The organism is Microbacterium sp. p3-SID336, assembly GCF_025143365.1.
Classification (GTDB): domain Bacteria; phylum Actinomycetota; class Actinomycetes; order Actinomycetales; family Microbacteriaceae; genus Microbacterium.
Genome location: NZ_JALXPE010000018.1, coordinates 42,129 through 64,317, shown reverse-complemented (window position 1 = coordinate 64,317; position 22,189 = coordinate 42,129). Strand labels below are relative to the sequence as shown.

26 protein-coding genes are annotated in these 22,189 nt (G+C 73.4%); 15 read left to right on the top strand and 11 right to left on the bottom strand.

Annotation, left to right across the window (positions count from 1 at the left end; genetic code table 11):
• On the bottom strand, positions 1 to 294 hold a 294-nt coding region (groES, locus tag M3C17_RS07350), incomplete at its 3' end, for a co-chaperone GroES (RefSeq protein WP_017203655.1).
• Positions 295 to 449: 155 nt separating this feature from the next.
• Between groES and M3C17_RS07345 the strand changes: the two genes are divergently transcribed.
• Entirely contained in the window at positions 450 to 1,649 is a 1,200-nt protein-coding gene (locus M3C17_RS07345; RefSeq protein ID WP_396819826.1) for a THUMP-like domain-containing protein, read from the top strand.
• An 8-nt stretch (positions 1,650 to 1,657) separates the two neighbouring features.
• Here M3C17_RS07345 and M3C17_RS07340 read toward each other — a convergent pair whose 3' ends face one another.
• The 10 genes from M3C17_RS07340 to M3C17_RS07295 are packed head-to-tail and all read right to left on the bottom strand — an operon-like array spanning position 1,658 to position 10,313.
• Positions 1,658 to 3,157, bottom strand: a complete 1,500-nt coding sequence (locus M3C17_RS07340; RefSeq protein ID WP_259976977.1) for a hypothetical protein — start codon at positions 3,155 to 3,157, stop codon at positions 1,658 to 1,660.
• On the bottom strand, positions 3,141 to 4,418 hold the full coding sequence (locus M3C17_RS07335) for a hypothetical protein (protein WP_259976976.1): 1,278 nt from the start codon (positions 4,416 to 4,418) through the stop codon (positions 3,141 to 3,143). Before M3C17_RS07335 ends, M3C17_RS07340 begins: the two co-directional genes overlap by 17 nt.
• 4 nt (positions 4,419 to 4,422) lie before the next feature.
• The gene (locus tag M3C17_RS07330) at positions 4,423 to 4,905 is read right to left on the bottom strand and encodes a hypothetical protein (RefSeq protein WP_259976975.1); all 483 of its coding nucleotides are present in this window, start codon (positions 4,903 to 4,905) and stop codon (positions 4,423 to 4,425) included.
• Entirely contained in the window at positions 4,902 to 5,987 is a 1,086-nt protein-coding gene (tsaD, locus tag M3C17_RS07325; protein ID WP_259976974.1) for a tRNA (adenosine(37)-N6)-threonylcarbamoyltransferase complex transferase subunit TsaD, read from the bottom strand. The genes M3C17_RS07330 and tsaD overlap by 4 nt, the downstream gene beginning before the upstream one ends.
• On the bottom strand, positions 5,984 to 6,472 hold the full coding sequence (gene rimI, locus M3C17_RS07320) for a ribosomal protein S18-alanine N-acetyltransferase (RefSeq protein ID WP_259976973.1): 489 nt from the start codon (positions 6,470 to 6,472) through the stop codon (positions 5,984 to 5,986). Before rimI ends, tsaD begins: the two co-directional genes overlap by 4 nt.
• On the bottom strand, positions 6,469 to 7,086 hold the full coding sequence (gene tsaB, locus M3C17_RS07315; RefSeq protein ID WP_259976972.1) for a tRNA (adenosine(37)-N6)-threonylcarbamoyltransferase complex dimerization subunit type 1 TsaB: 618 nt from the start codon (positions 7,084 to 7,086) through the stop codon (positions 6,469 to 6,471). Before tsaB ends, rimI begins: the two co-directional genes overlap by 4 nt.
• 55 nt (positions 7,087 to 7,141) lie before the next feature.
• Complete coding sequence (locus tag M3C17_RS07310; protein WP_259976971.1) at positions 7,142 to 7,513, bottom strand: flagellar assembly protein FliW; 372 nt, start codon at positions 7,511 to 7,513, stop codon at positions 7,142 to 7,144.
• Complete coding sequence (locus M3C17_RS07305) at positions 7,510 to 8,391, bottom strand: flagellin (protein ID WP_259976970.1); 882 nt, start codon at positions 8,389 to 8,391, stop codon at positions 7,510 to 7,512. Before M3C17_RS07305 ends, M3C17_RS07310 begins: the two co-directional genes overlap by 4 nt.
• Before the next feature lie 13 nt (positions 8,392 to 8,404).
• Positions 8,405 to 9,814 (bottom strand): flagellar hook-associated protein FlgK, encoded by a 1,410-nt coding sequence (flgK, locus tag M3C17_RS07300; RefSeq protein WP_259976969.1) that lies wholly within the window; start codon positions 9,812 to 9,814, stop codon positions 8,405 to 8,407.
• A 13-nt stretch (positions 9,815 to 9,827) separates the two neighbouring features.
• Positions 9,828 to 10,313: a flagellar protein FlgN gene (locus M3C17_RS07295; protein ID WP_259976968.1), complete on the bottom strand. Its 486-nt coding sequence runs from the start codon at positions 10,311 to 10,313 to the stop codon at positions 9,828 to 9,830.
• Positions 10,314 to 10,533: 220 nt separating this feature from the next.
• Here M3C17_RS07295 and M3C17_RS07290 point away from each other — a divergent pair, with 220 nt between their 5' ends.
• The 14 genes from M3C17_RS07290 to M3C17_RS07220 all read left to right on the top strand — a co-directional run bounded on the left by M3C17_RS07290 (position 10,534) and on the right by M3C17_RS07220 (position 22,189).
• Positions 10,534 to 11,337, top strand: a complete 804-nt coding sequence (locus tag M3C17_RS07290; RefSeq protein ID WP_259976967.1) for a sigma-70 family RNA polymerase sigma factor — start codon at positions 10,534 to 10,536, stop codon at positions 11,335 to 11,337.
• A 95-nt stretch (positions 11,338 to 11,432) separates the two neighbouring features.
• Positions 11,433 to 12,263 (top strand): flagellin, encoded by an 831-nt coding sequence (locus M3C17_RS07285; RefSeq protein ID WP_259976966.1) that lies wholly within the window; start codon positions 11,433 to 11,435, stop codon positions 12,261 to 12,263.
• A gap of 84 nt (positions 12,264 to 12,347) precedes the next feature.
• A complete protein-coding gene (fliD, locus tag M3C17_RS07280) occupies positions 12,348 to 13,736 on the top strand; it encodes a flagellar filament capping protein FliD (protein WP_259976965.1) in 1,389 nt (462 codons plus the stop codon).
• Positions 13,733 to 14,125: a flagellar export chaperone FliS gene (gene fliS / locus M3C17_RS07275; RefSeq protein ID WP_311198437.1), complete on the top strand. Its 393-nt coding sequence runs from the start codon at positions 13,733 to 13,735 to the stop codon at positions 14,123 to 14,125. Before fliD ends, fliS begins: the two co-directional genes overlap by 4 nt.
• Positions 14,122 to 14,418: a hypothetical protein gene (locus M3C17_RS07270; RefSeq protein WP_259976964.1), complete on the top strand. Its 297-nt coding sequence runs from the start codon at positions 14,122 to 14,124 to the stop codon at positions 14,416 to 14,418. Before fliS ends, M3C17_RS07270 begins: the two co-directional genes overlap by 4 nt.
• Before the next feature lie 112 nt (positions 14,419 to 14,530).
• Positions 14,531 to 14,872: a flagellar basal body protein gene (locus tag M3C17_RS07265; protein ID WP_259976963.1), complete on the top strand. Its 342-nt coding sequence runs from the start codon at positions 14,531 to 14,533 to the stop codon at positions 14,870 to 14,872.
• Positions 14,869 to 15,264 (top strand): flagellar basal body rod protein FlgC, encoded by a 396-nt coding sequence (locus tag M3C17_RS07260; protein WP_259976962.1) that lies wholly within the window; start codon positions 14,869 to 14,871, stop codon positions 15,262 to 15,264. Before M3C17_RS07265 ends, M3C17_RS07260 begins: the two co-directional genes overlap by 4 nt.
• Positions 15,261 to 15,566 carry a flagellar hook-basal body complex protein FliE gene (fliE, locus tag M3C17_RS07255; RefSeq protein ID WP_259976961.1) on the top strand — a complete coding sequence of 102 codons (306 nt, stop codon included), beginning with the start codon at positions 15,261 to 15,263 and terminating at the stop codon, positions 15,564 to 15,566. Before M3C17_RS07260 ends, fliE begins: the two co-directional genes overlap by 4 nt.
• Positions 15,566 to 17,188: a flagellar basal-body MS-ring/collar protein FliF gene (gene fliF / locus M3C17_RS07250; RefSeq protein WP_259976960.1), complete on the top strand. Its 1,623-nt coding sequence runs from the start codon at positions 15,566 to 15,568 to the stop codon at positions 17,186 to 17,188. Before fliE ends, fliF begins: the two co-directional genes overlap by 1 nt.
• A complete protein-coding gene (gene fliG, locus M3C17_RS07245; RefSeq protein WP_259976959.1) occupies positions 17,185 to 18,189 on the top strand; it encodes a flagellar motor switch protein FliG in 1,005 nt (334 codons plus the stop codon). The genes fliF and fliG overlap by 4 nt, the downstream gene beginning before the upstream one ends.
• Positions 18,179 to 18,787: a FliH/SctL family protein gene (locus M3C17_RS18775; protein ID WP_311198436.1), complete on the top strand. Its 609-nt coding sequence runs from the start codon at positions 18,179 to 18,181 to the stop codon at positions 18,785 to 18,787. The genes fliG and M3C17_RS18775 overlap by 11 nt, the downstream gene beginning before the upstream one ends.
• Positions 18,784 to 20,076: a FliI/YscN family ATPase gene (locus tag M3C17_RS07230; RefSeq protein ID WP_259976958.1), complete on the top strand. Its 1,293-nt coding sequence runs from the start codon at positions 18,784 to 18,786 to the stop codon at positions 20,074 to 20,076. Before M3C17_RS18775 ends, M3C17_RS07230 begins: the two co-directional genes overlap by 4 nt.
• Positions 20,073 to 20,495 carry a flagellar FliJ family protein gene (locus tag M3C17_RS07225; RefSeq protein WP_259976957.1) on the top strand — a complete coding sequence of 141 codons (423 nt, stop codon included), beginning with the start codon at positions 20,073 to 20,075 and terminating at the stop codon, positions 20,493 to 20,495. Before M3C17_RS07230 ends, M3C17_RS07225 begins: the two co-directional genes overlap by 4 nt.
• The gene (locus M3C17_RS07220; protein WP_259976956.1) at positions 20,492 to 22,189 is read left to right on the top strand and encodes a flagellar hook-length control protein FliK; all 1,698 of its coding nucleotides are present in this window, start codon (positions 20,492 to 20,494) and stop codon (positions 22,187 to 22,189) included. Before M3C17_RS07225 ends, M3C17_RS07220 begins: the two co-directional genes overlap by 4 nt.

Sequence of the window (22,189 nt, the reverse complement as noted above, 5' to 3'; positions counted from 1 at the left end):
GCGGACGACGACCGCCAGGACGTCGCGAGCCGACAGGACGAGGAACTCGTCCGCACCGAACTTCACCTCGGTGCCGCCGTACTTGCTGTAGAGCACGCGGTCGCCGACGGCGACGTCGAGCGGAACGCGGTTGCCGTTGTCGTCGATGCGGCCGGGGCCGACCGCCACGACCTCGCCCTCCTGGGGCTTCTCCTTGGCGGTGTCGGGGATGACCAGGCCACTCGCGGTGGTCTGCTCGGCCTCGACCTGCTTGATGACGATGCGGTCCTCGAGCGGCTTGATGGAAACCGACACGGTCTACCTCTTCTTTCTTGACGCTGACACGAAAGACTCGTTCGCACTCTCAACCCGAGAGTGCTAATGCCAGTGTAGGCGGTCGGCTGGCACTCATGCAATGCGAGTGCCAGCCCGGTCGACGCCCTCGACGCGAATAGGCTGGAGGCGTGGAGATGTCCGAGCTGCGCGCCCTGCTGACCCCTGCCGGCCTGGAGCTGCTCGACGGCCTGGGGCCGATCGCCTCCACCGCCGACGTGGCCGCCGCGGTGACGCGGCTGCGTGCCGCAGGACACACGCCCGACCTCGTCTCCGCCGTCGTCGGCCAGGCGCAGCTGCGCACCAGAGCCGTCGCGAAGTTCGGCCCGTTCGCCGCCCGGATGCTCTTCACGCGCGCGGGACTGGAGCAGGCCACGCGTCTGGGCGTGGCCGCTCGGCACGCGCAGCGGATCCGCAGCGCCGGGCTCACGAGCGTCGCCGACCTCGGCTGCGGCATCGGCGGAGACGCGCTCGCCTTCGCCGGCGCGGGGCTGGACGTGCTCGCCGTGGACGCCGACGAGGTCACCGCCGCCATCGCCGCCTACAACCTCGCTCCCTTCGGGGACGGCGCGCGGGTGCGCCACAGCACCGCGGAGGACGCGGTCGGCGACCCCGAGCCCGGCCGCGCCACCTGGATGGACCCGGCCAGACGCACCTCGGGCCACAGCGAGACCCGGCGCGTCTCGGCCGACGACTACTCCCCCGCGCTCGACTGGGCCTTCGACGTGGCGGCACACCGACCGACGGGGATCAAGCTCGGACCGGCGCACGACCGCGACGCGCTGCCCGCCGACGCCGAGACCCAGTGGGTGAGCGCCGACGGCAGCGTGGTCGAGCTCGTGGTGTGGACCCGCGAACTCGCCCGCGAGGGCGTCCGGCGCTCCGCCCTCGTGATCCGCGGCGACCGCAGCCACGAGCTCACCGCGGCGGCCGACGCCGCAGACGCCCCGGTCCGCGCGCTCGGCGCCTACCTGCACGAGCCGGACGGCGCCGTGATCCGCGCACGACTGATCGGCGACGTGGCCCGCAGCCTCGACGCAGGCATGCTGGACCCTCGGATCGCGTACCTCACCTCGGACGCGGCGCTCACCTCGCCGTTCGTGCAGTCCTTCCGCGTGCGGGAGACCCTGCCCATGAACGCCAAGGCCATCAATGCGAGCCTCAAGGCGAACGGCATCGGGCGCCTGGAGATCAAGAAGCGCGGCGTCGACGTGGACCCGGCGGCGTTCCGGCGCACGCTCACGCTGCGCGGCGACCAGGAGGCCACGCTGGTGCTGGCACGGATCGGCGACCAGCGCCGCGCCATCCTCGCCGACCGCGTGGCCGCCGCCGACTGACCCGCCGCTCAGCCGTCGGGGTCGAGGCCCGGGATGTCGACGCGGATCGGATCGCCCGGCGGGCCCGTCGTGACCAGGTACGACTCTCCGGAGGGGCCTGCGGAGGGGGCAGCGGCGACGACTGCTCCTGCGGTCACCGTGAGGTACGGCACCTGCTGTCGCGTGAACGCGACCTGGACCACGGACACGGCGAGCACGTCTCCTGACGCCTGATCCACATCGGTCACCTGCACGCCCAGCCCGCGCTCCAGGGCATCCCCGATCGGATCGCACGCCTGCGAGTCGTCGGCGTCCACGATCAGACACTTCTCCGTGACGCCGCTCTCGGACGTGCGGTCCCCGATCCACACCGGCTCCTCACGGAAGAACCCCGCGAGCGACAGCCCCAGGTCGAAGCCCTCGTCCACGAGCTGCTCGGCACGATCGCGCTGCGGTCCGTCGAACTGCGACACCAGCGAGCTGCTCATGCTCCAGCGCTGGATGCTCACCATCGGCTCACCCTCCGCGGACATCAGCAGCGTGCCGGCGACGTGCTCCTGCAGGCTCATGCCCTCGTCGTCCGTGCCCGCCGCTGACGGCACCGGCACCATGACGCCGAGCCCGAGCCCCGCGTCCTCCGCGGCCTGGCAGATCGCCTGCGACTGCTCCTCCACGTCGAGGATCAGACACAGCTTCTTCGCCTGGTCTTGTGTCGCGAACCAGGCCAGTGCGCCCTCGCTCTCGGCGACGGCGCGGACCGAGCCCTGGTCGTAGTCCTCCTCGGCCTCGAGCTGCGCCCGGCGCTGCTGCTGCTCCGCGGTGAGCGGGGGTCCCGAGTCACGCGGCGCGAACAGCAGCCAGCCGGCCCCCACCGCGAGCGCCAGCAGCAGTGCCGACGCGGTCAGGGTGGCGGCGATATGTCCGCGGAGATCGTGCAGCATCGGTCGCACGCCCGCGCGCACGTGTGCGCGGGGGGCACCGCGGGAGCTCGCCGCTGCGCCGGGGGCGCCGGTGGCGCCGGGGGTGGCAAGGGTCGACGTCGTCCCACCGCCCGGTGCCGCTGCGCCGGTGGACCGCACGTCCCCCGGACCACCGGGCGGCGTTCCCTGAGCCTCGGCAACGGCCCGCGCCGAAGCGCCCGGGGTTCGATCGGCTCCCGCGGTGGGAAGCCCGTGCTGCGCGACCGGCGAGGGGTCCTCGCTGATCGCGGACCAGGCGGGAGCGCCTTCTCCGCTGGCGGTCTCCGCCGAGCCGAACTCCGCAGTCGAGGTGCCGGCGGCACCGCGAGAGCTCTCGCCCCGCTGTGCGGTGCTCGCGGCGTCGCCGGCAGACCCCGCCTGCGCACCCGCCGCCCTGGCGCGCTCCTGCAGCTCGTGCAGCCGACGGGCCTCGGGAGCCGTGAGTCGTCCGTCGCGGCTGTACGCCTTGCGCTCCAGGGCGCGCCTCTCCTGCGCCAGCGCTCGGTCTTGCGCCAGCGCTCGGTCCTCGTCGCGCGGCCCCGCGTGCGACGACTCAGTCGCCCCCAGCACCTTCAGCACCTCCCTCGCGCGTGATCACGAGGGTGGACGGCCCCCGGCTCCACGGGATCTCGTACCGGGTGAGCGCGCCCGATTGCGGGTCGGTCACCTCCAGCATCAGCCCCCTGTCGTACTCGCCGAGGGTCTCCACCGTCTCGCACGCCATGGGCGAATCCGGCGTGGAGCCGTCGTGGATCAGGCACTGTCGCCCGCTCTCGAGCTGCGAGGCCGTCCAGATCGGGGTGTCGCCGTCGTAGCCGGCCACCCAGATCGATCCGGGATCGAAGCCCTCCTCCGCGAGACGGCGTGCCGTGCGCGTCTCGTCCTCGTTCGCGTACTCGATCGCGGTGACGTCGGTGGTGTAGTCGGAGGCGCTGACGGCGACCGCGGGCTCCCCCGACGCCGTCAGCAGGAGCTGGGCGCTCAGCTGTCGCTGCAGGTCTCCGTCCGTCCCCAGGTGGATCGAGCCGTACAGGCCCCGCTCGGCGACGGAGGAGGTGCGGTCGCAGCTCGGCATCGTGAGGTCGCCGGTGCCGAGGATCAGGCAGGTCCGCTCGTGCTGGTCCTGCGTCGCGGTCCAGACCACCGTCTCCTCCGCGACCGTGACCGCACGCACCGAACCGGCGTCGTACTGCCCGGAGGCGACGATGTCGTCCTGCCACGCCTGCTGCTGCGGGCTGAGCAGCACGGCCTCGCCGACGGCTCCCCCGGCCAGCATCCAGCCGATACCGCCGCCGCCGAGGAGCAGTGCTGCCGCTGCGAGCGCGAGCACGAGGGGGCGTGGCCGCCCGGCAGACCCTGCGGCGGCTCCGTCCGGCCGGACGACACCTCCGGCAGCGGAGCCCTCCCCGTCCTGGTCGGCGCCCGAGGGTCCCGCGACGCGGGCTGCCTTGCCGGATGCGCGCGCATCCGAGGGCGGGCGGCCGGTCGCGCGGAGCTGTGAGCTTTGACCGTGTGCTGCATCCCTCGATCCGTCCGCGCCCACGCCCGCGCCCGCGCCCGCGACCTCCGTCTCGACGGCGCTTCCGGACCCGGGGAGCGGAGGCACCACGAACGCGAGCCCCGTCTGCCCCGGCAGGCCGTCCGTCGTCATCGACTGCGCCGCGTCGCTCTCCGCGCTCGCTGCCTCCGTCGCCGGCCCGCGAGCGCCCCGCGCGGCCTGCTCCTCGAGCTCCTGCAGCCGGGCGGACTCGGCGGAGCTCAGCCCTGCGTCGCGCCCCCAGGCCTTCCGCCGCAGAGCCCGCAGCTCGTCGCCCCCGCCCGCCGCCGACATCGCCTCACCCGAGCTTCTCGAACTGCATGCCGGCCCAGACCAGCCAGGCCAGGCTGTACACCGTGGCCAGCAGCCCCAGCGCCAGCGCCCACCGCGCCATCGCCCGGTTCTCCACGGGCCGCCGCAGCGACATGATCGCCGCGATGACAGCGACCACCGCGACCGGGATGCCCCACCCCACGAAGAACGACGCGCCCAGGGCGACGATCGCCGCGAGCAGCGCCCACGGCGCGAGGCGCGTGTCGTCGACGGGCGCCCGCTCCTCGCTCGGCTCCCACTCGCGCACACCGTCGTGATCGAGATCCGGTCCGGTCACCACCACGGGCTCGATCCCGACCGGGCCGGTCGGCAGCTTCGTGTACCCCTCACGCGGAGCCCCGGGGAGACGGGCCGCACCCGCCGGGCGCTCGACCTGGCCGCTCGCCCGTTCGACCCGCGCCTGCGGAGCCGGTCGCTCCGGCAGCGGCACCCCGGGGAGGTCGCTCATGCGGGCACCGCCTCCGCGACCTGGATCTCGGTCACCGGCAGCGTCGAGTCGGCGCCGAAGGCGAGTGTCGAGGCGGGGCGCCCCGAGGCGATCAGCTCCGCCGCGAGCGCCGCGATCATGGCCCCGTTGTCCGTGCACAGCGACAGCGGCGGGATCCGCACGGTCACCCCCGCCTGCTCCGCCCGTGCCAGGGCGACCTCGCGCAGCCGGCGGTTCGCGATCACGCCGCCGCCGAGCAGCAGCCGCGGCACGCCCAGATCCGCGCACGCGGCGAGCGCCTTCGTCACGAGCACGTCGACGACCGCCTCGCGGAAGCTCGCCGCCACGTCGGCGATGGGCAGCGGCGGGGTGTCGGGCCCGGCGGCGGCATCGGCCTCGAACCGCTCCACCCAGCGGGCCACCGCGGTCTTCAGTCCGGAGAACGAGAAGTCGTAACGGTGCTTCGCGAGGTCGGACGCCCGGGAGAGCCCGCGGGGGAAGCGGATCGCATCGGGATCGCCGCCCACCGCGGCCCTGTCGATCTCCGGGCCTCCGGGGTACGGCAGCGACAGCAGCCGCGCGACCTTGTCGAACGCCTCGCCCGCCGCGTCGTCCACCGTCTCGCCCAGCAGCTCGACGTCGGTCGTGAGGTCGCGCACGTGCAGCAGCGAGGTGTGCCCGCCGGAGACGAGCAGCGCGATCGTCGGGTACTCCAGCGGCTCCGACTCTGGTGTGAGGATGTCGGCGGCGATGTGCCCGACCAGATGGTTCACGGCGTACAGCGGCTTGTCCAGCGCGACCGCCAGCCCCTTGGCGGCGCCGACACCCACCATGAGCGCGCCCGCCAGTCCCGGACCGCTCGTCACGGCGATGGCATCGAGGTCGTCCAGGCCCACTCCGGCTTCGGCCAGCGCGGCATCGATGGTCGGCTGCAGCGCCTCCAGATGTGCGCGGGCGGCCACCTCGGGCACCACGCCGCCGTAGCGGGCATGCTCGTCCATGCTCGACGCGATCGTGTTGGACAGCAGGGTGCGGCCGCGGACGATGCCGATCCCGGTCTCGTCGCAGCTCGTCTCGATGCCGAGCACCAGCGGCTCGCTCATGCGTTCGCCTCCTCGGGGGTGTCGGCGGGCACCGGGTGGCGGCGCAGGTCCAGACGCATCACGATCGCGTCGACGCCGTCCGGCTGATAGTAGCGGGGTCGCCTGCCGATCTCCTCGAAGCCCTCGGCCCGGTACAGGCCCTCCGCGGTCGGGTTGTCGGCCCTGACCTCCAGGAACACCTCCCTGGCCCCCCGTTCCGCCGCCGCGCGGAGCAGGGCTCGCAGCAGCGCGCGCCCCCTTCCCCTGCCGCGGAGCGCGGCGTCGAGCGCGATGGTCTGGATGTCGGCGTCCGCGCCGCCCGGCAGCGCCCGCACTCCGCCGTAGCCGACGACCTCGCCGCCCTGCTCGTCGACCAGATAGCGGCCGTGCGGGCCGGCGAGCTCGCTGCGCATGGTCTCCCGGCTCCAGGCGTCGGTCGGGAACGACCGCTCCTCGATCGCCATGATCGCATCGAGGTCGTCGGGCGTCGCGTCGCGCAGCGTCATGCGCCCACCTTCTTCGGTGCCCCGGGCAGCGTCACGTCGGGGTGACGCAGGTACAGCGGCTCCTCGCCGGCGAGCGTGCGCCCGGCGGCGAGCGCCCGTGCGCCCACGCGCGCCAGGTCGGCGGCGGAGAGCGCGGCGACGTCGATCCGGGCGATGCCGGCGAGGTGTGAATCGGCGTCTGCCGCACGGACGAGCACCGTGGCGGCCGCGACCACGGGGAGCCCGTCGGCGTCGAGGCCGTCGAACACCGTGACGGCGACCTCGCGGCGGCGTGCGTCCGTCACGACCGCGAACGGGCCGGACGACTCCGGCATGGCCGTGAGCGCCGCCGCCAGGTGGCTGGGCACCGGCACCACGGGGATGCCGCGGCCCAGGGCGAACGTGCGTGCGGCGGCGATCCCGATGCGCAGCCCGGTGAACGGGCCGGGACCCATGCCGGACACGACGTGGGTGATGGCCCCGCCGTCCTCCCCGCGCAGCACGTCGCGCAGCAGATCGCCGATCACCTCGGCGTGCCCGAGCGGGTCCGTCGTGGCGGCCTCCGCGCGCAGGGTCCCGTCCTGGTCGATGAGCGCGACGGCGGTGCCAAGAGAGGTGTCGACAGCGAGGATCACCCCTCCAGGGTAGTCGCCGCCCGCCCCGCGCCGCCCGGCACGACGGGGCCGCGCGTCAGCCCAGCGGCGCCCGCACCGGGTAGTCCTGATCCTCCAGGATGACCTGTGCCGCGGTACCGGTCGTCTTGTTCACGACGACCGGTGCGAGCAGGTTCACGCTCACGCCCTCGGCGGAGGGATGGGCGACCACGAGGAGCAGTGCGTCGTCGGGCGACCCCAGCGCGAGGTCGTCGACCTGCGCGTCTGTCAGGGTGGGCGCGTACTCGGCGAGAACCGTGTTCGGGTCGACGAGGTACAGCCGCAGCGCCTCGTCGGCGACCGCCCGCAGGGCGAACAGCCCGTCCGCGCCGTCGATCGGGGCGAGCGAGAAGTCCACGTGCGGCGCGAGTCCGGGCGGCGGGGCCGTGAAGGTGAGCGCCGCGGTCATCCCAGGAAGTCCATCAGCGAGGGCTGCAGCACGCGCGCGTTCACTGCGAGAGCGGACCGGTACACGAGCTCCTGCGCCTGGAGGCGGATGAGCACCTCGACCGAGTCGACGTCCTCGACCGCCGCGCGGCGGGACTCGAGGGACACGGAATTCTGCACTGCCGCCTCCTTGGCGCGTTCGATCTGGGACTGGCGGGTGCCGACGGAGCCCTGCACCCCGAGCATGGCCGTGCGGCGGGCGTCGATCTCCCCGAGCCGCGGGCCGACATTGGTGCCGGAGCGCAGGTCCGCCACGATCCGGTCGACCAGCGCGAACGCCGAGTCGTCGCCGGTGCCGAACACCGCGGCGCCGTCCGTGTCGACGCGCACCGAGGCCGCGTCGGACACCCGGCGGGTGACCTCGGCTCCGGCCACACCGCTGTGCGCGTAGCCGGCACCGAACGCGGCGGTGTCCGAGGTGCCGGCGAACACGGAGCGGCCGAGCAGCCGGGTGTTCGCCTGCGCGAGCAGCTCGTCGCGGATGCCTTCGAGCTCCACGGCCAGCGCCTCCTTCGCCGCCGCGTCGAGCGCGCCGTCGTTCGCGCCCTGGGCGGTGAGGTCGCGCACGCGGGACAGCAGGGCGGTGCTGGCGGTGATGGCGGTGTCGGCCGCCGTCACCCAGGCCAGGCCGTCGTCGATGTTGCGCGCGTACTGCTCGGTGCGGCGCTGCTCGGCATGCAGCGCGAGCGTGGCGGCCGCGGCCGTCGGGTCCTCCGAAGGCGTGGCGAACGCCTTCTGCGACGTCGCCTGATCCTGCAGGCGGGCGAGCTCGGACAGGTTGGCCTGCAGCTGCCGCATGGCCGACTGCGTCATGGTCGACTGGGTCACGCGAGAGATCACGATGCTTCTCCGATCAGCGTCCGACGACGCCCGTGCGGTTGATGAGGACGTCGAGGGCCTCGTCCACGGCGGTCAGCACACGGGCGGCCGCCTGATACGCGGTCTGGTAGGTGAGCAGACTGATGGTCTCCTCGTCGCCGTCGACGGCGGCGACCGACTGCTGCGCTCCGATCGCGCCCACCGCGGCCGACTCCGACACCGTCGCGCGCTGCACGTCGGCGGCGGTGGTCACGCCGAACCTGGTCACCTGATCCGTCCACAGCGCATCCGGCGAGGTCGCGCGCATCCCGATCTGGGAGATCAGGTCGGCGTTGCCGGAGTCCTTGGGGCCGCCGCCCGGGGTGGCGAGCGCCAGCTCTGCCGGCGTGGTGACGGCCACCCGCAGGCCGAGCGCCGCCGACCCCGTGGTCGGCAGTGTGAAGAAGTCTCCGCCGGACTGGCCGGTAGCCGTGACCCCGGCACGGTGCTGTGCGTTCAGGGATTCGGCGAGCGCGGTCGCCACCCGGTCGTAGGTCGCGGCCAGCTGCGCGAGCATCCCGCCGTCCGCGGCGGGCGCGAGCACCGAGAGCGAACCGCCCAGCTCGCCGCCGTCCACCGCGACGGGCAGGTCGGGCGCCGACTCCCAGATCACGCCGACGCGCTGCCCGGCGTCGATCGACGTGGGACCGGTGAGCGTGAGGTGTCTGGCGTCGCCGCCGGCCACGAGCGCGTTCCCGCCGATGCGGACCGTGAGGGTGCCGTCGCTCTCCACGGAGGCCGTGGCGCCCGTCAGCCGTGCCACGTCCTCAGCGAGCACACCGCGGCGGTCCAGCAGCTCGTTCGCCGAGCGCCCGGAGGCCAGCGCGTCCCGGATCTCGCTGTTGAGCGCCGCGATCTGGTCGGCGGCGGCGTTGACCTGGCTGACCGTCCGCTCGGCCGTGCCGCGGGCGCCGACCCACTGCCCGGCGACGGCACGGTAGCCCCCGGCGATGTGCGCCGCGAGCTCCTTCGCCGACTCCAGCACGCTCGAGGCGGCGGCCCCGGAGTCGGGGGTGTTCGCGAGATCCTGCCAGCCCGCCCAGAAGGTGGTCAGGCGGTTCGCCAGCCCGTTCTCGGTTGGCTCCGCGAGACCCCGCTCGGCGGTCGTCGCGGCGAGCGCTCGCGTCGACCAGTAGCCGGACGCGGCGAGGGTGTCGCGCACCCTCGCGTCGAGCAGCGCGTCACCGAGCCGCGCCACCCCGTCGACCGAGACGCCGTGCCCCGGCAGGGCGCCCATGCTGAAGCGGCCCGTGTGGGCGACGGCGGCGATCGCCGAGGTCTCCACACGCTGCCGCGTATACCCCTCGGTCTTCTGGTTGGCGATGTTCTGCCCCACCACGTCCATGCCGCGGCGCGCCGCGGCGAGCCCGCTGGCGGCCGTGGTCAATCCACTGAAGGTCGACATGATCCCCTCTCGGTCACATCTCGGTGTCGATGATGCGGGCGGCGTCCTCGCGGGCGCGATCCCCGCGGGTCGTGTACTCGCCGGTCTCCAGACCGAGCGCGGCGATGGTCTCCTGCGTGGCGCGGAGCACGCCGCTGAGCTGCTCGGCGGTGGAGTCGCGTATCTGCTCGACCTCCGCGGTGAGCCGCACGAGCGCGCGCAGGTGGTCGGACAGCACATCGCCCCAGGCCCCCTCGGGGGCGTGGGCGATCAGCTCCTTGATCGTGGCGTCCTCTTCCGCGACGCCCCACTCCTGGGCGACCCCGGCGACCTCGACCGCGCGCGCCAATCCGGCACTGCGCAGCCGATCGAGTACCTGATCGATCTCGCGTGCCGCAAACTGTATCCAGTGCGAACGGCCTGCGGCGAGCAGCAGCTGCTGCTCGTCGAGCTTGAAAAGCAGCATCTCGAGGAGCTCACGCTCTCTCCATAGCTGCATCGATAGTTCGTTGGCTCCCATGATCCCCTTGTTCCCCAGCGATCCCCCGCCCCAACGCCGGTGCGATCGACCCGCCTGTTAACGGTTCATAAGTCTCTATCGGCCGCCGCGCCCATAAGGTTACTATGTGGAACGGCGGTGGGCAGTTCTCCCCATGTACAGATCGCGCCTTATGTGATATGTGCATCTGCTCCTCGCCATGGAGCTTCCGGAGTGCATCCAGAGAGGTGGATCATCCCCCATGTCGTCGCGCGCTGAGCGCAACCGCCTCGTCGAGGCCAACCTCCCCCTGGTCGGCTATCTCGCTGCGGACACCCATGCTCGGGCAACCCACATCCCCCGCGAGGAGCTCGCCGCCGTCGGCGCGCTCGCGCTCGTCACCGCAGCCGACGCGTACGACCCCGCGCTCGGCGTCCCGTTCGGCGCGTACGCCCGGCGGCGCATCCTCGGCGCGTTCGCCGACGAGATGCGGGCCATGGACTGGGCGTCCCGCGGCATCCGCAAGCGCATCAAGGAGACCGTCGCCGTGCGCGACACCCTCACCGCGGCGCTCGGCAGGACCGCGACCGTCGCCGAGATCGCCACCGCCATGGGCTCGCCGAAGGAGGCGGTCAGCGAAGCCCTCGCCGATGCCGCCCGCACGGTGTCCCCCCTCGACGACCCGGCCGCCCGCGACATCGTCGCCGACATCCCCCTCCCGGAGGAGTCCGCGCTCGTCGGCGAGCGGCGCGAGGTGTTGGAGCACGCGATCGCCGCACTGCCGGAGCGCATGCGCCGCATCGTGACCGCCGTGTACATCGAGGAGCGTGCCGTGAAAGAGATCGCCGAAGAGCTCGGCGTCACGCATTCCGCGGTGTCGCAGCAGCGCTCCGAGGCCGTGCGCCTGCTGAGGGACGCACTGGACCGCTACTTCGCCGAAGGGAACACGGAGCCGACCGCGACGACGCGCGTCTCCCCCGCCGCGCGCGACGCCTACTTCGCCCGCATCGCCGAGGCCGCCGGGGCCAGGATCGGCGAGGTGTTCCGCACGCCCGCGCCCGCGTAGCCCTGCGCGGCTAACGCCGCCGCCGCCTCCGCCGATAGGTGAGGACAGGAGACCACGGACGGTCCCCTGTTCATCACATCACGGAGGAAACCCTCATGGGTATGCAGATCAACACCAACGTGGGCGCGCTCAACGCCTACCGCAACCTGTCCAACACGCAGAACGACCTGTCGAAGTCGCTCGAGAAGCTCTCGAGCGGTCTCCGCATCAACCGCGCAGCGGACGACGCCGCCGGCCTCGCGATCTCCGAGGGCCTGCGTTCGCAGGTCAACGGCCTGAACGTCGCGGCTCGCAACGCCCAGGACGGCATCTCGGTCATCCAGACCGCAGAAGGCGCCCTGACCGAGGTGCACTCCATCCTGCAGCGCGTGCGCGACCTGACCGCTCAGGGCGCGAACGACTCGAACAACGCGAAGTCGCGCGAAGCGATCCAGACCGAGATCGGCGCCCTCGCCGACGAGCTCACTCGGATCGCCGACAGCACCAACTTCAACGGCATCAAGCTGCTCTCGGGCGGCACGACGCTGACGTTCCAGGTGGGTGCGGGCGCGGTCGCCGCCGAGGACCAGATCTCGGTCGGCCTGACCAACTTCGCCAACCTCGGCACCACCATCGAGACGCTCGCCGGCACCATGACCGACGCGGCGACCTACGGTGCGGCGCTCGCGGGCATCGACACGCAGATCCAGGCGGTCTCGACGGCACGTGCCGGCTACGGTGCGCTGCAGAACCGCTTCGAGTCGACCATCAACAGCCTCAACGTGTCGGCCGAGAACCTGGCCGCCGCCGAGAGCCGGATCCGCGACACCGACATGGCGTCCGAGATGGTCAAGTTCACGTCGGCGAACATCCTGTCGCAGGCGGGAACGGCGATGCTGGCGCAGGCCAACCAGGCCAACCAGGGCGTGCTCCAGCTGCTGCGCTGATCCACACCGCAGCACGGAACCACACCGGGGTCCGGGTGACGGCGCGACCGTCGCCCGGGCCCTTCCGCACCGAAGGGAATCCGCATGTCGCTCTCGCTCGACGGCCTCGTCTCCGGCCTGAAGACCACCGAGGTCATCAAGGCGCTGATGGACGTGCACGCGATCCCGCGCACGCTGCTCAAGGCCAAGATCGACGACAAGAACGTCGTCATGACGCAGCTGCGCACACTGAATACGGCCGTGCAGAACCTCGCGGCCGCCGCCGAGAAGGCCGCCGTCCCCGGCGGCCTCGACCGCTTCACCGGCGCTGCGTCGTCGGAGACCGTCAAGGTCGCGCTGCGCGCGGGAGCCGTCCCCCTCTCCACCGACATCGTCGTGGACCGCGTCGCCCAGAGCCACACCGTCATCACCGCCGCCGCGCGGAGCTGGCCCGCCGACCCGCCCGTGCTCACCCTGGAGAACGCGGCAGGGGAGCGCGTGCAGATCCAGGCCGACTCCTCGTCGATGCAGGACATCGCCCAAGCCATCAACGACGCCGACACCGGCATCGTCGCCACCGCGGTGCCCGCAGGACGCGACGCCGACGGAAACCCCCTGCACCGCCTTCAGCTGCGCGCCGAAGAGTCCGGCCAGGCGGGCCAGTTCCGCGTCTACCGCGGCGACCTCGCCGCCGTGACCGGGGGAACCGCCGTCGACCTCGCCACCGAGACCGGGGCCGCCGTGATCGCCACCGGCACCGACGCCCAGGTCCGCCTGTGGGCCGGCACCGGCGCCGAACAGGTGCTCACCTCGGCGAGCAACACCTTCACCGATCTGTTCGAAGGCGTCGACGTCACCGTCTCCACCGCCTCCCCCACCCCGGTCACCGTCACGGTCGCGGTCGACAGCGCGGCCCGCACCACCGCGACGAAGGACTTCATCGCCCTCGTCACCGACATCTTCACCCGCATCGACAACGGCTCGAAGGCCACCGTCGCCGGCGCTCAAGGGGAGAAGACGACCCTGGGCGTCTTCACCGGCGACAGCACGATCCGCGCCATGCGCACCGCACTCGCCGACGCCGTGCAGCTCCCCGTCGACGGCGTCTCCCCGTCCAGCATCGGCATCTCGACCGACATGTACGGCAAGCTCACCTTCGACGAGAAGAAGTTCGCGGAAGCGCTCGCGAAGGACCCCGACGCGGTGGGCGGACTCGTCACCGCCGTCGCCGCCCGCATCGAGCAGACCGCGACCGCCTACTCCGACAAGTACGACGGCCTGCTCACCTCGCGCATCACCGGCCAGGAGAGCGAGGTCAAGAGCCTCGGCGAGCAGATGCAGCGGTGGGACGTCCGCCTCGCACAGCGCAAGGCCTCGCTGGAGCGCACCTACGCCCGCCTCGAGGTCATGCTCTCCGAGATGCAGTCGCAGTCGTCGTACCTCGCCTCGCAGATCAGCGCGCTGCCCAGCAGCCGCTCCGGCTCGGGGTCATGAGCATGAATGCAGCCCTGCGCGCCCAGCAGCGCTACCGCGAGGACGCCATCCTCTCCGCCCCGCCGGAGCGCCTGGTCACCATGCTCTACGACCGGCTGCTGCTCGACATCGAGCGCGCAGAGACCGCCCAGCGCGCCGCGGACTGGACCGAGGCGCATGCGCAGCTGCAGCATGCGCAGGCCATCGTCGCCGAGCTCACCTCCTCGCTGACGGACGAGTGGAGCGGCAGCGCCGGCCTCCGCTCGCTCTACGTGTACCTGACGCAGACGCTGATCGGCGCGAACATCGGCCGCGACCCCGAACGCACCCACGCCTGCCGCGAGATCGTGGCGCCGCTACGCGACGCCTGGCACGAGGCATCCCGGTCGCTCGCGGAGGGCCGCGGGTGAGCGCGGAGCACTGGGAGCAGCTGCTGGACCGCATGGAGGAGGACGCGAACCGCATCCTCGACGCGCCGGAGGGCACAGCCGCCGCGCACGACCTGCAGCCGTGGACGCAGCCGGAGACCCCGCTGCCCGCACACCTCGCCGATCGCGCACGCGCGGTGATCGACAGACAGCGTGCCGCCATGGACCGCACCCGCACCGACCTCGACGGTCTGCGCCAGCACCTCGGCGCCGTCCGGCGCGTGCCGGCCCCGCAGCCTCCCGACGCGCCCGCCTACCTCGACGTGGACGGCTGAACGGACTCCTAACGAAACCGTCGCGGCGGCCGACAGTGCACCGTGAGCACGGATGGCTCGCAAGACTCGGCCAGGGATCGGCCACTTCCACCCACACACGGGGAGCCGGTTCGTGTTCGACTCTGTGACCATCACCGCGCTGTCGAGCGCGCTCGATGGACTCTCGCTGCGCCAGCGCGCCATCGCCGACAACATCGCCAACATCAACACCCCCGACTACCACGCCAAGCGCGTGCGGTTCGAGGAGGCGCTCGCCGACTCGGTGGCCCGCGGGGACGGCCGGGTCACCGCGACCGTCGGCACCTCGCTGGAGCCCACCCGGCTCAACGGCAACAACGTGAACCTCGACACCGAGACGCTCTCCAGCATCGACACCATGCTGCGCTACCAGTTCGCCACGCAGGCCGTGAACGGCTCGTTCTCGTCGATGCGCACCGCGATGAGGACCTCATGACCTTCGACGCGATCGGCATCGCCGGCACCGGCCTGACCGTGCACCGCAAGTGGCTCGACGCCATCAGCGACAACATCTCCAACATCAACACGGTCACCGCGACCGACGGGGCCGCGTTCCGGGCGCGCTACATCCTCGCGCAGAGCGGCGCGCAGTCCCCCGGCGTGTACGTCGCGGGCACCGTGCAGGGCAGCGCCGAAGGCCGCCTCGTGCACCAGCCCGACCACCCGCTCGCCGACGCCGCCGGCTACGTGCGCTACCCCGACATCGACCTCGGAGACCAGATGAGCCAGCTGATCCTCGCGCAGCGCGGCTACCAGGCCAGTGCCGCCATCGTCGACCGCGCCCGCACGACCTACGAATCGGCCCTGCAGATCGGACGCAACGCATGAGCGCGATCTCTGGCATCGAGGCGGTCGCCTCCTCCCTCGGCCTCACCACCTCCCCGGTCACGGGCGCGAAGACCGGCGACGACACGGCGTTCGCGAACAGCATCACCGGCGCGATCGACGAGCTGCGCTCGCTGCAGTCCGACTCCGACAAGCTCAAGGTCGCCGCCGTCACGGGAGACCTGGAGGACATCCACGCCGCCATGATCGCGTCCTCCCGCGCGGCGGTCACCCTCGAACTCGTCGCCGCCGTGCGCAACAAGGGCGTCGACGCGTTCAACGAGATCATGCGGATGCAGGCCTGATGCCCCCGGCAGTCGCCGGCGCGTTCCAGCGGATCCGGCGCGTGATCGCCGGGTTCACGCTCGCGCAGCGCACCATCGCCATCATCGGCATCGCCGTGCTCGCCCTCGGCGTCATCGCGCTGACCACCTGGCTCAGCCGCCCCACCTACACACCCCTGTTCTCCGGGCTGAGCGCCTCCGATGCGAACGCCGTGGTCGAGCAGCTGCGCTCCGCCTCCGTTCCCTACGAGCTCGCCGACGGCGGGGCCACCGTGCTCGTGCCGGAGAAGGACGTCTACGACCAGCGCCTCGTCGCGGCCTCCGCCGGGCTGCCCAGCGCCGGATCGGCCGGCTACTCCCTGCTCGACGACATGGGCGTCACCACGTCCGAGTTCCAGCAGTCGGTCACCTACAAGCGCGCCATCGAGGGCGAGCTCGCCGCGACGATCTCCGCGATCGACGGCGTCTCGGCCGCATCGGTGCAACTCGCGATCCCCGAGGAGAGCGTGTTCGTCTCGGAGAAGATCGACGCGACGGCGTCGGTGTTCGTGGAGACGGCGGGCAGCAGCACGCTGGACCCCAAGCAGGTCGAGGCGATCGTGCACCTCACCTCCGCGGCGGTCAGCGGCATGAAGCCGGAGAACGTGGCCGTGGTCGATCAGACCGGGCGCACGCTGTCGGCCGTCGGCGTCGGCTCCACGGGCGGCATCGACCAGCAGGCCGGAGACTACGAGGCCAGGGTCGCGGCCAGCGTGCAGCAGATGCTCGACACGGTCGTCGGGCCCGGCAACGCCACCGTGACCGTGGTGGCCGAGATCGACCGGTCCGTGAACGAGCGCATCGAGGAGACCTACACCCCCGCCGAGGGCGCGCCGCCGCTCACCGAGGAGATCCGCGAGCAGAACAGCAACGGCTCCTCCTCGAACGCCGGCGTGCTCGGCCCCGACAACATCGCCGTGCCGTCGGAGAACGGCGACGGCACGTACACCGCCACCGAGGAAGCCCGCACCAACGCCGTCAACAAGGCGACGCAGAGCACCTCCACCCCCGCGGGCACCGTGCTGCGCCAGTCCGTGTCGGTTGCGGTGGACTCCGGTGCCGGGGGCGACCTCAGCTCCGCCCAGCTCAGCGAGCTCGTCGCCACCGCCGCCGGCATCGACCGCGCCCGGGGCGACGACCTCACCGTCGAGCTCGTCTCCTTCAGCAAGACCGACGCCGAGTCCGCGCAGGCCGCGCTGCAGGCCGCGAAGGAGGCGGAGGAGGCGGCGCGCCAGGGCGCCCTGCTCAACACGATCATCATCGCCGCCGCGATCGCCATCCCGCTCGTGGCCGCGGTCGCCTGGCTGATCATCCGCGCCCGCCGCAAGGCCGGAGGCGTCGAGGAGTTCGACCAGCTGTTCGGCGACCGGCCGCCCGCCCTGTCCGCCCTGTCGGCCGAGGCGCCCACCGCCGTGCTGGAGGCCCCCACCACGCCCCTCGCGTTCCTGGAGGCCACGCCCGACCTCGACCCCGAGCCCGACCCGGAGCCGGCCCAGGTCAGCCTGGAGCGCCGCCGCGCGGAGATCGGCGCCCTCACGCGTCAGGACCCGCAGCGCACCGCCGAGCTGCTGCGCACCCTCATCGACGACAGGTCGCACGCATGAGCGGCCTGACCGATCGCCAGACCGCGGCCGTCGTGCTCATGAACCTCGACCGCGCCCAGGCCGTCGAGGTCATGAAGCACCTGTCCGAGGCCGAGGCGGAAGCCGTGGCCGCTGAGATCATCGGGCTGCAGGACCTCGACACGGAGACCACGGCGCAGGCGCTCGGGCAGTTCCACCGCATCGCCGCCGGGCACCTCCCACCCGCCCGCGGGGGCCGCGACATCGCCGCCGGGCTGCTGGAGGCGTCGTTCGGCGCCGAGCGCGCCGCGGCCGTGCTCGGTCGGGTGGGGTCCACGTCGATGAGCGCCTCCTTCGATTTCCTCGGCTCGGCCGATCCCGCACACCTGTCCACGCTGCTCGACGGCGAGCTGCCGCAGACCGTCGCCCTCGTGCTCGCGCACCTGCCGACCGACCAGGCGGCCGCCGTGCTCGCCGCGCTGCCCGACCCCGCACGCACCGACGTCGCCCAGGCCATCGCCACCATGGGCACCGCCTCGCAGGAGGCCATCGCGATCGTCGCGGACGCCCTCAAGGCCCGCACCGGCAGCCTCGGCTCGCGGGACGCGCCCGAGGTGCTCGGCGGCGTCGAACCGCTCGTGGAGATCATCGGCCGCTCCGGCGCCACGATCGAGAAGGCCCTGCTGGCCAGCATCGAAGACCGCGACAGCGCTCTCGCGGAGGACATCCGCTCGCGCATGTTCACGTTCGCGGACATCGTCAAGCTCGACGACCGCGACACGCAGCGGGTGCTGCGCGGCATGGACATCCGCTCCCTCGCGCTCGCCCTCAAGGGCGCCCAGCAGCCGATCGTCGACCTCATCCGCCGCAACGTCTCCGAACGCAACAGGGAGAACCTCGACGAAGAGGCCCGCACGCTGGGCCCCGTGCGCATGTCGCAGGTCGAGGAGGCGCGGGCGGAGATCGTCCGCACGATCCGCGCGCTCGAGGCCGCAGGAGACATCACGGTGCAGCGCGCTGACGAGGACGAGTATGTCTACTGACGCCTTCGCTCCCGCCGCGTTCCCGCGCCTCGGCGGCACCGACCACCGCGCCGAGCAGGAGCGTGCGCGTCGACGCGGCTACGCCGAGGGGCACGCCGCCGGCTATCGCGCCGGTGCCGCCGAGGCCGAGGCCGCCGCCCGTGCCGCGGAGGAGCAGCGCGCCGCCCGAGAAGCCGTCCGCGCCGAGGACACCGCCGCCGCCGTCGCGGCGCTGCAGGCCGCCGCCGCGTCCCTCGCCGCGCGCGAGCAGGAGCTGGAGGCCGCGGCGACGACGCAGGTGCTGCGGCACGCCATCGAGCTCGCCGAGCTGATCGTCGCCGCCGAGCTCACCGAGGCCGGCGCCGCCGCCGCGACCGCCGCCCGGCGGGTCCTCGCCTCCCCCGCTGCCGCCGACATCCGCACGCTGCACCTGCACCCCGACGACCTGCGCGTGCTGGAGCAGGACGCCGCGCTCTCCGCCTCCGGCTTCGCGCTCGTGCCCGACGCCACCCTGGACCGCGGCGACGCGGTCGGCGAACTCGCACACGGCGTGATCGACGCCAGGGTCTCCCACGCGTTCGACCGCGCGCGGCGCGCGCTCGACGGGAGCACGACATGAGCGCCTGGGCCGCCGTGCGCGAGGCGGTACGACCCGAGCGCATCGGCGAGGTCACCCAGGTGCGCGGCCTGAGCGTGCAGGTGCGCGGCCTCGACGGCGCCGTCGGAGACGTCGTGACGCTCGGCGGCATCGACGCCGAGGTCGTCGCCACGGGCGAGGACGGTCTGCGCTGCATGCCCCTCGCCCCGGTCGCCGGTCTCACCGTGGGCGCGCCGGTGCGCGGCAGCGGAGGGCCGGTGCGGGTGCCGACGGGACCGGCGCTGCTGGGGCGGATCCTGGACGGGCTGGGGCGGCCCATCGACGGCAAGGGCCCCCTCGCGGCACCGCACGTGAGCCTCGACCACGCGACGCCCTCGATCATGGAGCGCGACCGCATCACGACGCCGCTGCCGCTCGGCGTGCGGGCCCTGGACACCCACGTCAGCGTGGGCCGCGGCCAGCGCGTGGGGCTGTTCGCCGGGTCCGGCGTCGGCAAGTCCTCGCTGCTGTCGATGATCGCGCGCGGCACCGAGGCCGAGGTCACCGTGATCGCGCTCGTCGGCGAACGCGGCCGCGAGGTGCGCGAGTTCATCGAGGACGACCTGGGGCCTGCGGGACTCGCCCGCTCGGTCGTGATCGTGTCGACCTCGGATCAGCCGGCGATGGCGCGCATCCGGGCGGCGTTCACGGCCACGCGCATCGCGGAGGCGTTCCGGGACGAGGGCGCACACGCGATCCTCATGATGGACTCGCTCACCCGCGTGGCCATGGCGCAGCGCGAGATCGGGCTGTCCGCCGGCGAGCCGCCGGCGACCCGGGGCTACCCGCCCTCCACGTTCTCCGTCCTGGCTGGGCTGCTGGAGCGCGCCGGCACCGACCGCACCGGCTCCATCACGGGCATCTACACCGTGCTGGTCGACGGCGACGACCACAACGAGCCCATCGCCGACGCGGTCCGCTCGATCCTGGACGGCCATGTGGTGCTCGACCGCGCCCTCGCCCTGTCCGGCCACCACCCGGCGATCGACGTGCTCGGCTCGGTGTCGCGCGTGGCCGGGAAGATCACCGCGCCGGAGCAGCGCGCGCACGCGGCGACCCTGCGCGCCGTGCTGGCCGCCCGGCGCCGGGCCACCGACCTGATCGACATCGGCGCGTATCATTCGGGCGCCGATCCGCGTATCGACGCGGCCATCGCGCACGAGCGCGCGATCTCCGCCTTCCTCACGCAGCCGCTCGACGAGACCAGCGCGGTCGATGAGTCCTGGCGCCGGCTGGAGACGCTGGTCAGTGCCTTCGAGGGGGTCGCATGAGCAGAACGTTCTCGCTGGCCGGGCTCCTGCGGGTGCGGGAGATCCAGGAGCGCGCCGCCGCCCAGCGGCTGTCCCGCGCGGTGATCGACGCGCAGCACACGGAGGCCCGCGATCGGGCGCTGCGGGCCCACCTGTCCGCGGCGGACACCGAGGCGGTCGACGTGCGCTCGCTCGCGGCCCTCGCCGCCGCCCGCGTGGCCGGACGGGCGATGCTGGCCGACCTGCGCACGCTCTCGGAGCTGCAGGAGGAGACCGTGACCGCGGCCCGCACGGAGCACGCCGAGGCCCGCCGCACGGTCCGCGGGCTGGAGCGCCTCGCCACGAGTCATGCCGCTGAGGTCAGGGCCGCGGAACTGCACGCCGAGCAGGCGGAGCTCGACGAGATCGCGACACGACGCTCGACGGAGGATCGCCCATGAGCGGCCTGGAACTCCGCGGCGCGCTCGATGCCCGCACCGCTCGACCCGCCTCCCCCGCCCGAGTCTCCCCCGGCGCCACGGGTTTCGCGGAAGCGCTCGGGAACGCCGCGCGCTCGACCCGGCAGGCCACCGCCGCACGGGCCGACGATGTCGCTGCTGTGCGCGAGACCGCGCGCCCCGACCGCGACCCCCGCCCCGCATCCGACCGCGGCCGCGACCCCTTGGTCGGACGGGACACGGAGCGCCCCGCACGCCCCAGCGGCACCGCGGACGACCGTCGACGCCCCGGAGCAGTGCGCGACGCCCAGCCGCACGGGGACACGACCGCTGCCGGCACGGGCGCGCTCGACCCGTCGACGCCTCCGCCCGCTGCGGGCACGGGCGGCGCCGCCCCCGCGCTCGGCGGTGCGACCGGGCGCGCGGACCCGACGACGCCCGTCGACGCGGATGTGGCGGCGACCGCGGCCGGGGGCGATCCGAAGACGGCTCCTGGTTCCGACGCCGACGCTGCTGTGGACGACCTCGCCGCGGGCCTCGGGGGAACCGGGGCTGCGGCGGCGAGCGCGACGGCCCGGTCGGCCGATGCCGCGAGAGGCGCGACCGTCCCCGGCACGGTTCCCGTGGTCGCAGGCACAGGGAACGCGAACACGACCGCCACCGCGTCCGTGGGGACCACGACGACCACGGACGCCTCCGGGGTGGCCGCGGCCTCCGCGGGAGCGAGGTCGACCAGCGCCACGGGGGCGGGGGTCCCCGCGGGTGCTGCGTCCGTTCCCGGCACGGCAGCGGCGGGAGCGGGCGCGGGCGCGGCCACTTCGGGCTCTGCGGCGGCAGCGGGCGCGGCAGCGGCAACGGCAGCGGTCTCTTCGGCCGGAGCTGCGGCCTCCGCATCCGCGGCCTCCGCGACCACCGGCACCACGGCATCCGCGACCGCAGCCGCATCCGCGTCCGGCGCCTCCGCGTCCACCGGCACCACGGCATCCGCCACCGCCTCCGGCGCGGAGCCGACGCCCGCCGCGGGGCCGTCCGCATCCCCCGCCCCCGCACCGGCGTCAGACTCACCCATCCACCCCGGCATCGACGCCGCACTCCCCGCTCCGCCCGCAGCCACCTCTGCTCCCGCCACAGCGCCTGCCCCCGCACCAGCCCCCGGTGCGGACGCCGTCGCGGCGACGGCGAGCCCGGCGCCCACCGCCGGCACCACCCCCGTGTCGCCCCCGATCACCACGGCACCGCCGACGCCCGCGCGCCCGGCGCTCCTACCCCAGCTGTCGGCGCCCGTGCTGTCCCTCGCCAGGGCCGCCGACGGCGATCACCGCCTCACCCTCACGGTCTCGCCCGAGAACCTGGGGCCGGTCACGGTTCGTGCCCACATCTCGGGTGCCACGATCCGCATCGAGCTGCAGGCGCCCGGCGACCTCGGACGCGAGGCGCTGCGAGCCATCCTGTCGGATCTCCGCAGGGATCTCGCCGCCGCGGCGCCGCAGGCCACGCTCAGCCTGGCGTCCGCCGGCACCGACGCGTCCTCGTCGCAGGGCGCGCCGACCGGCGGACAGAGCACCCTCGGCGGTCAGGCCGAGCGGCAGGCACCCGGTCCGCGCGCGCAGCCGACGCCACCGTCCGCACCGCCGGGGCCGCAGGCTCCGCCCACTCCGACCTCGTCGCCGCACGGCGGCATCGACGTATACGCCTGA

What these genes read in the sequence shown, in the direction of transcription:
- M3C17_RS07345 (WP_396819826.1), top strand. Translation starts at nt 450, where the DNA reads ATGTCCGAGCTGCGCGCCCTGCTGACCCCTGCCGGCCTGGAGCTGCTC.
- M3C17_RS07335 (WP_259976976.1), bottom strand. Translation starts at nt 4,418, where the DNA reads ATGTCGGCGGCGGGCGGGGGCGACGAGCTGCGGGCTCTGCGGCGGAAG.
- M3C17_RS07330 (WP_259976975.1), bottom strand. Translation starts at nt 4,905, where the DNA reads ATGAGCGACCTCCCCGGGGTGCCGCTGCCGGAGCGACCGGCTCCGCAG.
- tsaD (WP_259976974.1), bottom strand. Translation starts at nt 5,987, where the DNA reads ATGAGCGAGCCGCTGGTGCTCGGCATCGAGACGAGCTGCGACGAGACC.
- rimI (WP_259976973.1), bottom strand. Translation starts at nt 6,472, where the DNA reads ATGACGCTGCGCGACGCGACGCCCGACGACCTCGATGCGATCATGGCG.
- M3C17_RS07310 (WP_259976971.1), bottom strand. Translation starts at nt 7,513, where the DNA reads ATGACCGCGGCGCTCACCTTCACGGCCCCGCCGCCCGGACTCGCGCCG.
- flgK (WP_259976969.1), bottom strand. Translation starts at nt 9,814, where the DNA reads ATGTCGACCTTCAGTGGATTGACCACGGCCGCCAGCGGGCTCGCCGCG.
- M3C17_RS07295 (WP_259976968.1), bottom strand. Translation starts at nt 10,313, where the DNA reads ATGGGAGCCAACGAACTATCGATGCAGCTATGGAGAGAGCGTGAGCTC.
- M3C17_RS07290 (WP_259976967.1), top strand. Translation starts at nt 10,534, where the DNA reads ATGTCGTCGCGCGCTGAGCGCAACCGCCTCGTCGAGGCCAACCTCCCC.
- M3C17_RS07285 (WP_259976966.1), top strand. Translation starts at nt 11,433, where the DNA reads ATGGGTATGCAGATCAACACCAACGTGGGCGCGCTCAACGCCTACCGC.
- fliD (WP_259976965.1), top strand. Translation starts at nt 12,348, where the DNA reads ATGTCGCTCTCGCTCGACGGCCTCGTCTCCGGCCTGAAGACCACCGAG.
- fliS (WP_311198437.1), top strand. Translation starts at nt 13,733, where the DNA reads ATGAGCATGAATGCAGCCCTGCGCGCCCAGCAGCGCTACCGCGAGGAC.
- M3C17_RS07260 (WP_259976962.1), top strand. Translation starts at nt 14,869, where the DNA reads ATGACCTTCGACGCGATCGGCATCGCCGGCACCGGCCTGACCGTGCAC.
- fliE (WP_259976961.1), top strand. Translation starts at nt 15,261, where the DNA reads ATGAGCGCGATCTCTGGCATCGAGGCGGTCGCCTCCTCCCTCGGCCTC.
- fliF (WP_259976960.1), top strand. Translation starts at nt 15,566, where the DNA reads ATGCCCCCGGCAGTCGCCGGCGCGTTCCAGCGGATCCGGCGCGTGATC.
- fliG (WP_259976959.1), top strand. Translation starts at nt 17,185, where the DNA reads ATGAGCGGCCTGACCGATCGCCAGACCGCGGCCGTCGTGCTCATGAAC.
- M3C17_RS18775 (WP_311198436.1), top strand. Translation starts at nt 18,179, where the DNA reads ATGTCTACTGACGCCTTCGCTCCCGCCGCGTTCCCGCGCCTCGGCGGC.
- M3C17_RS07230 (WP_259976958.1), top strand. Translation starts at nt 18,784, where the DNA reads ATGAGCGCCTGGGCCGCCGTGCGCGAGGCGGTACGACCCGAGCGCATC.
- M3C17_RS07225 (WP_259976957.1), top strand. Translation starts at nt 20,073, where the DNA reads ATGAGCAGAACGTTCTCGCTGGCCGGGCTCCTGCGGGTGCGGGAGATC.
- M3C17_RS07220 (WP_259976956.1), top strand. Translation starts at nt 20,492, where the DNA reads ATGAGCGGCCTGGAACTCCGCGGCGCGCTCGATGCCCGCACCGCTCGA.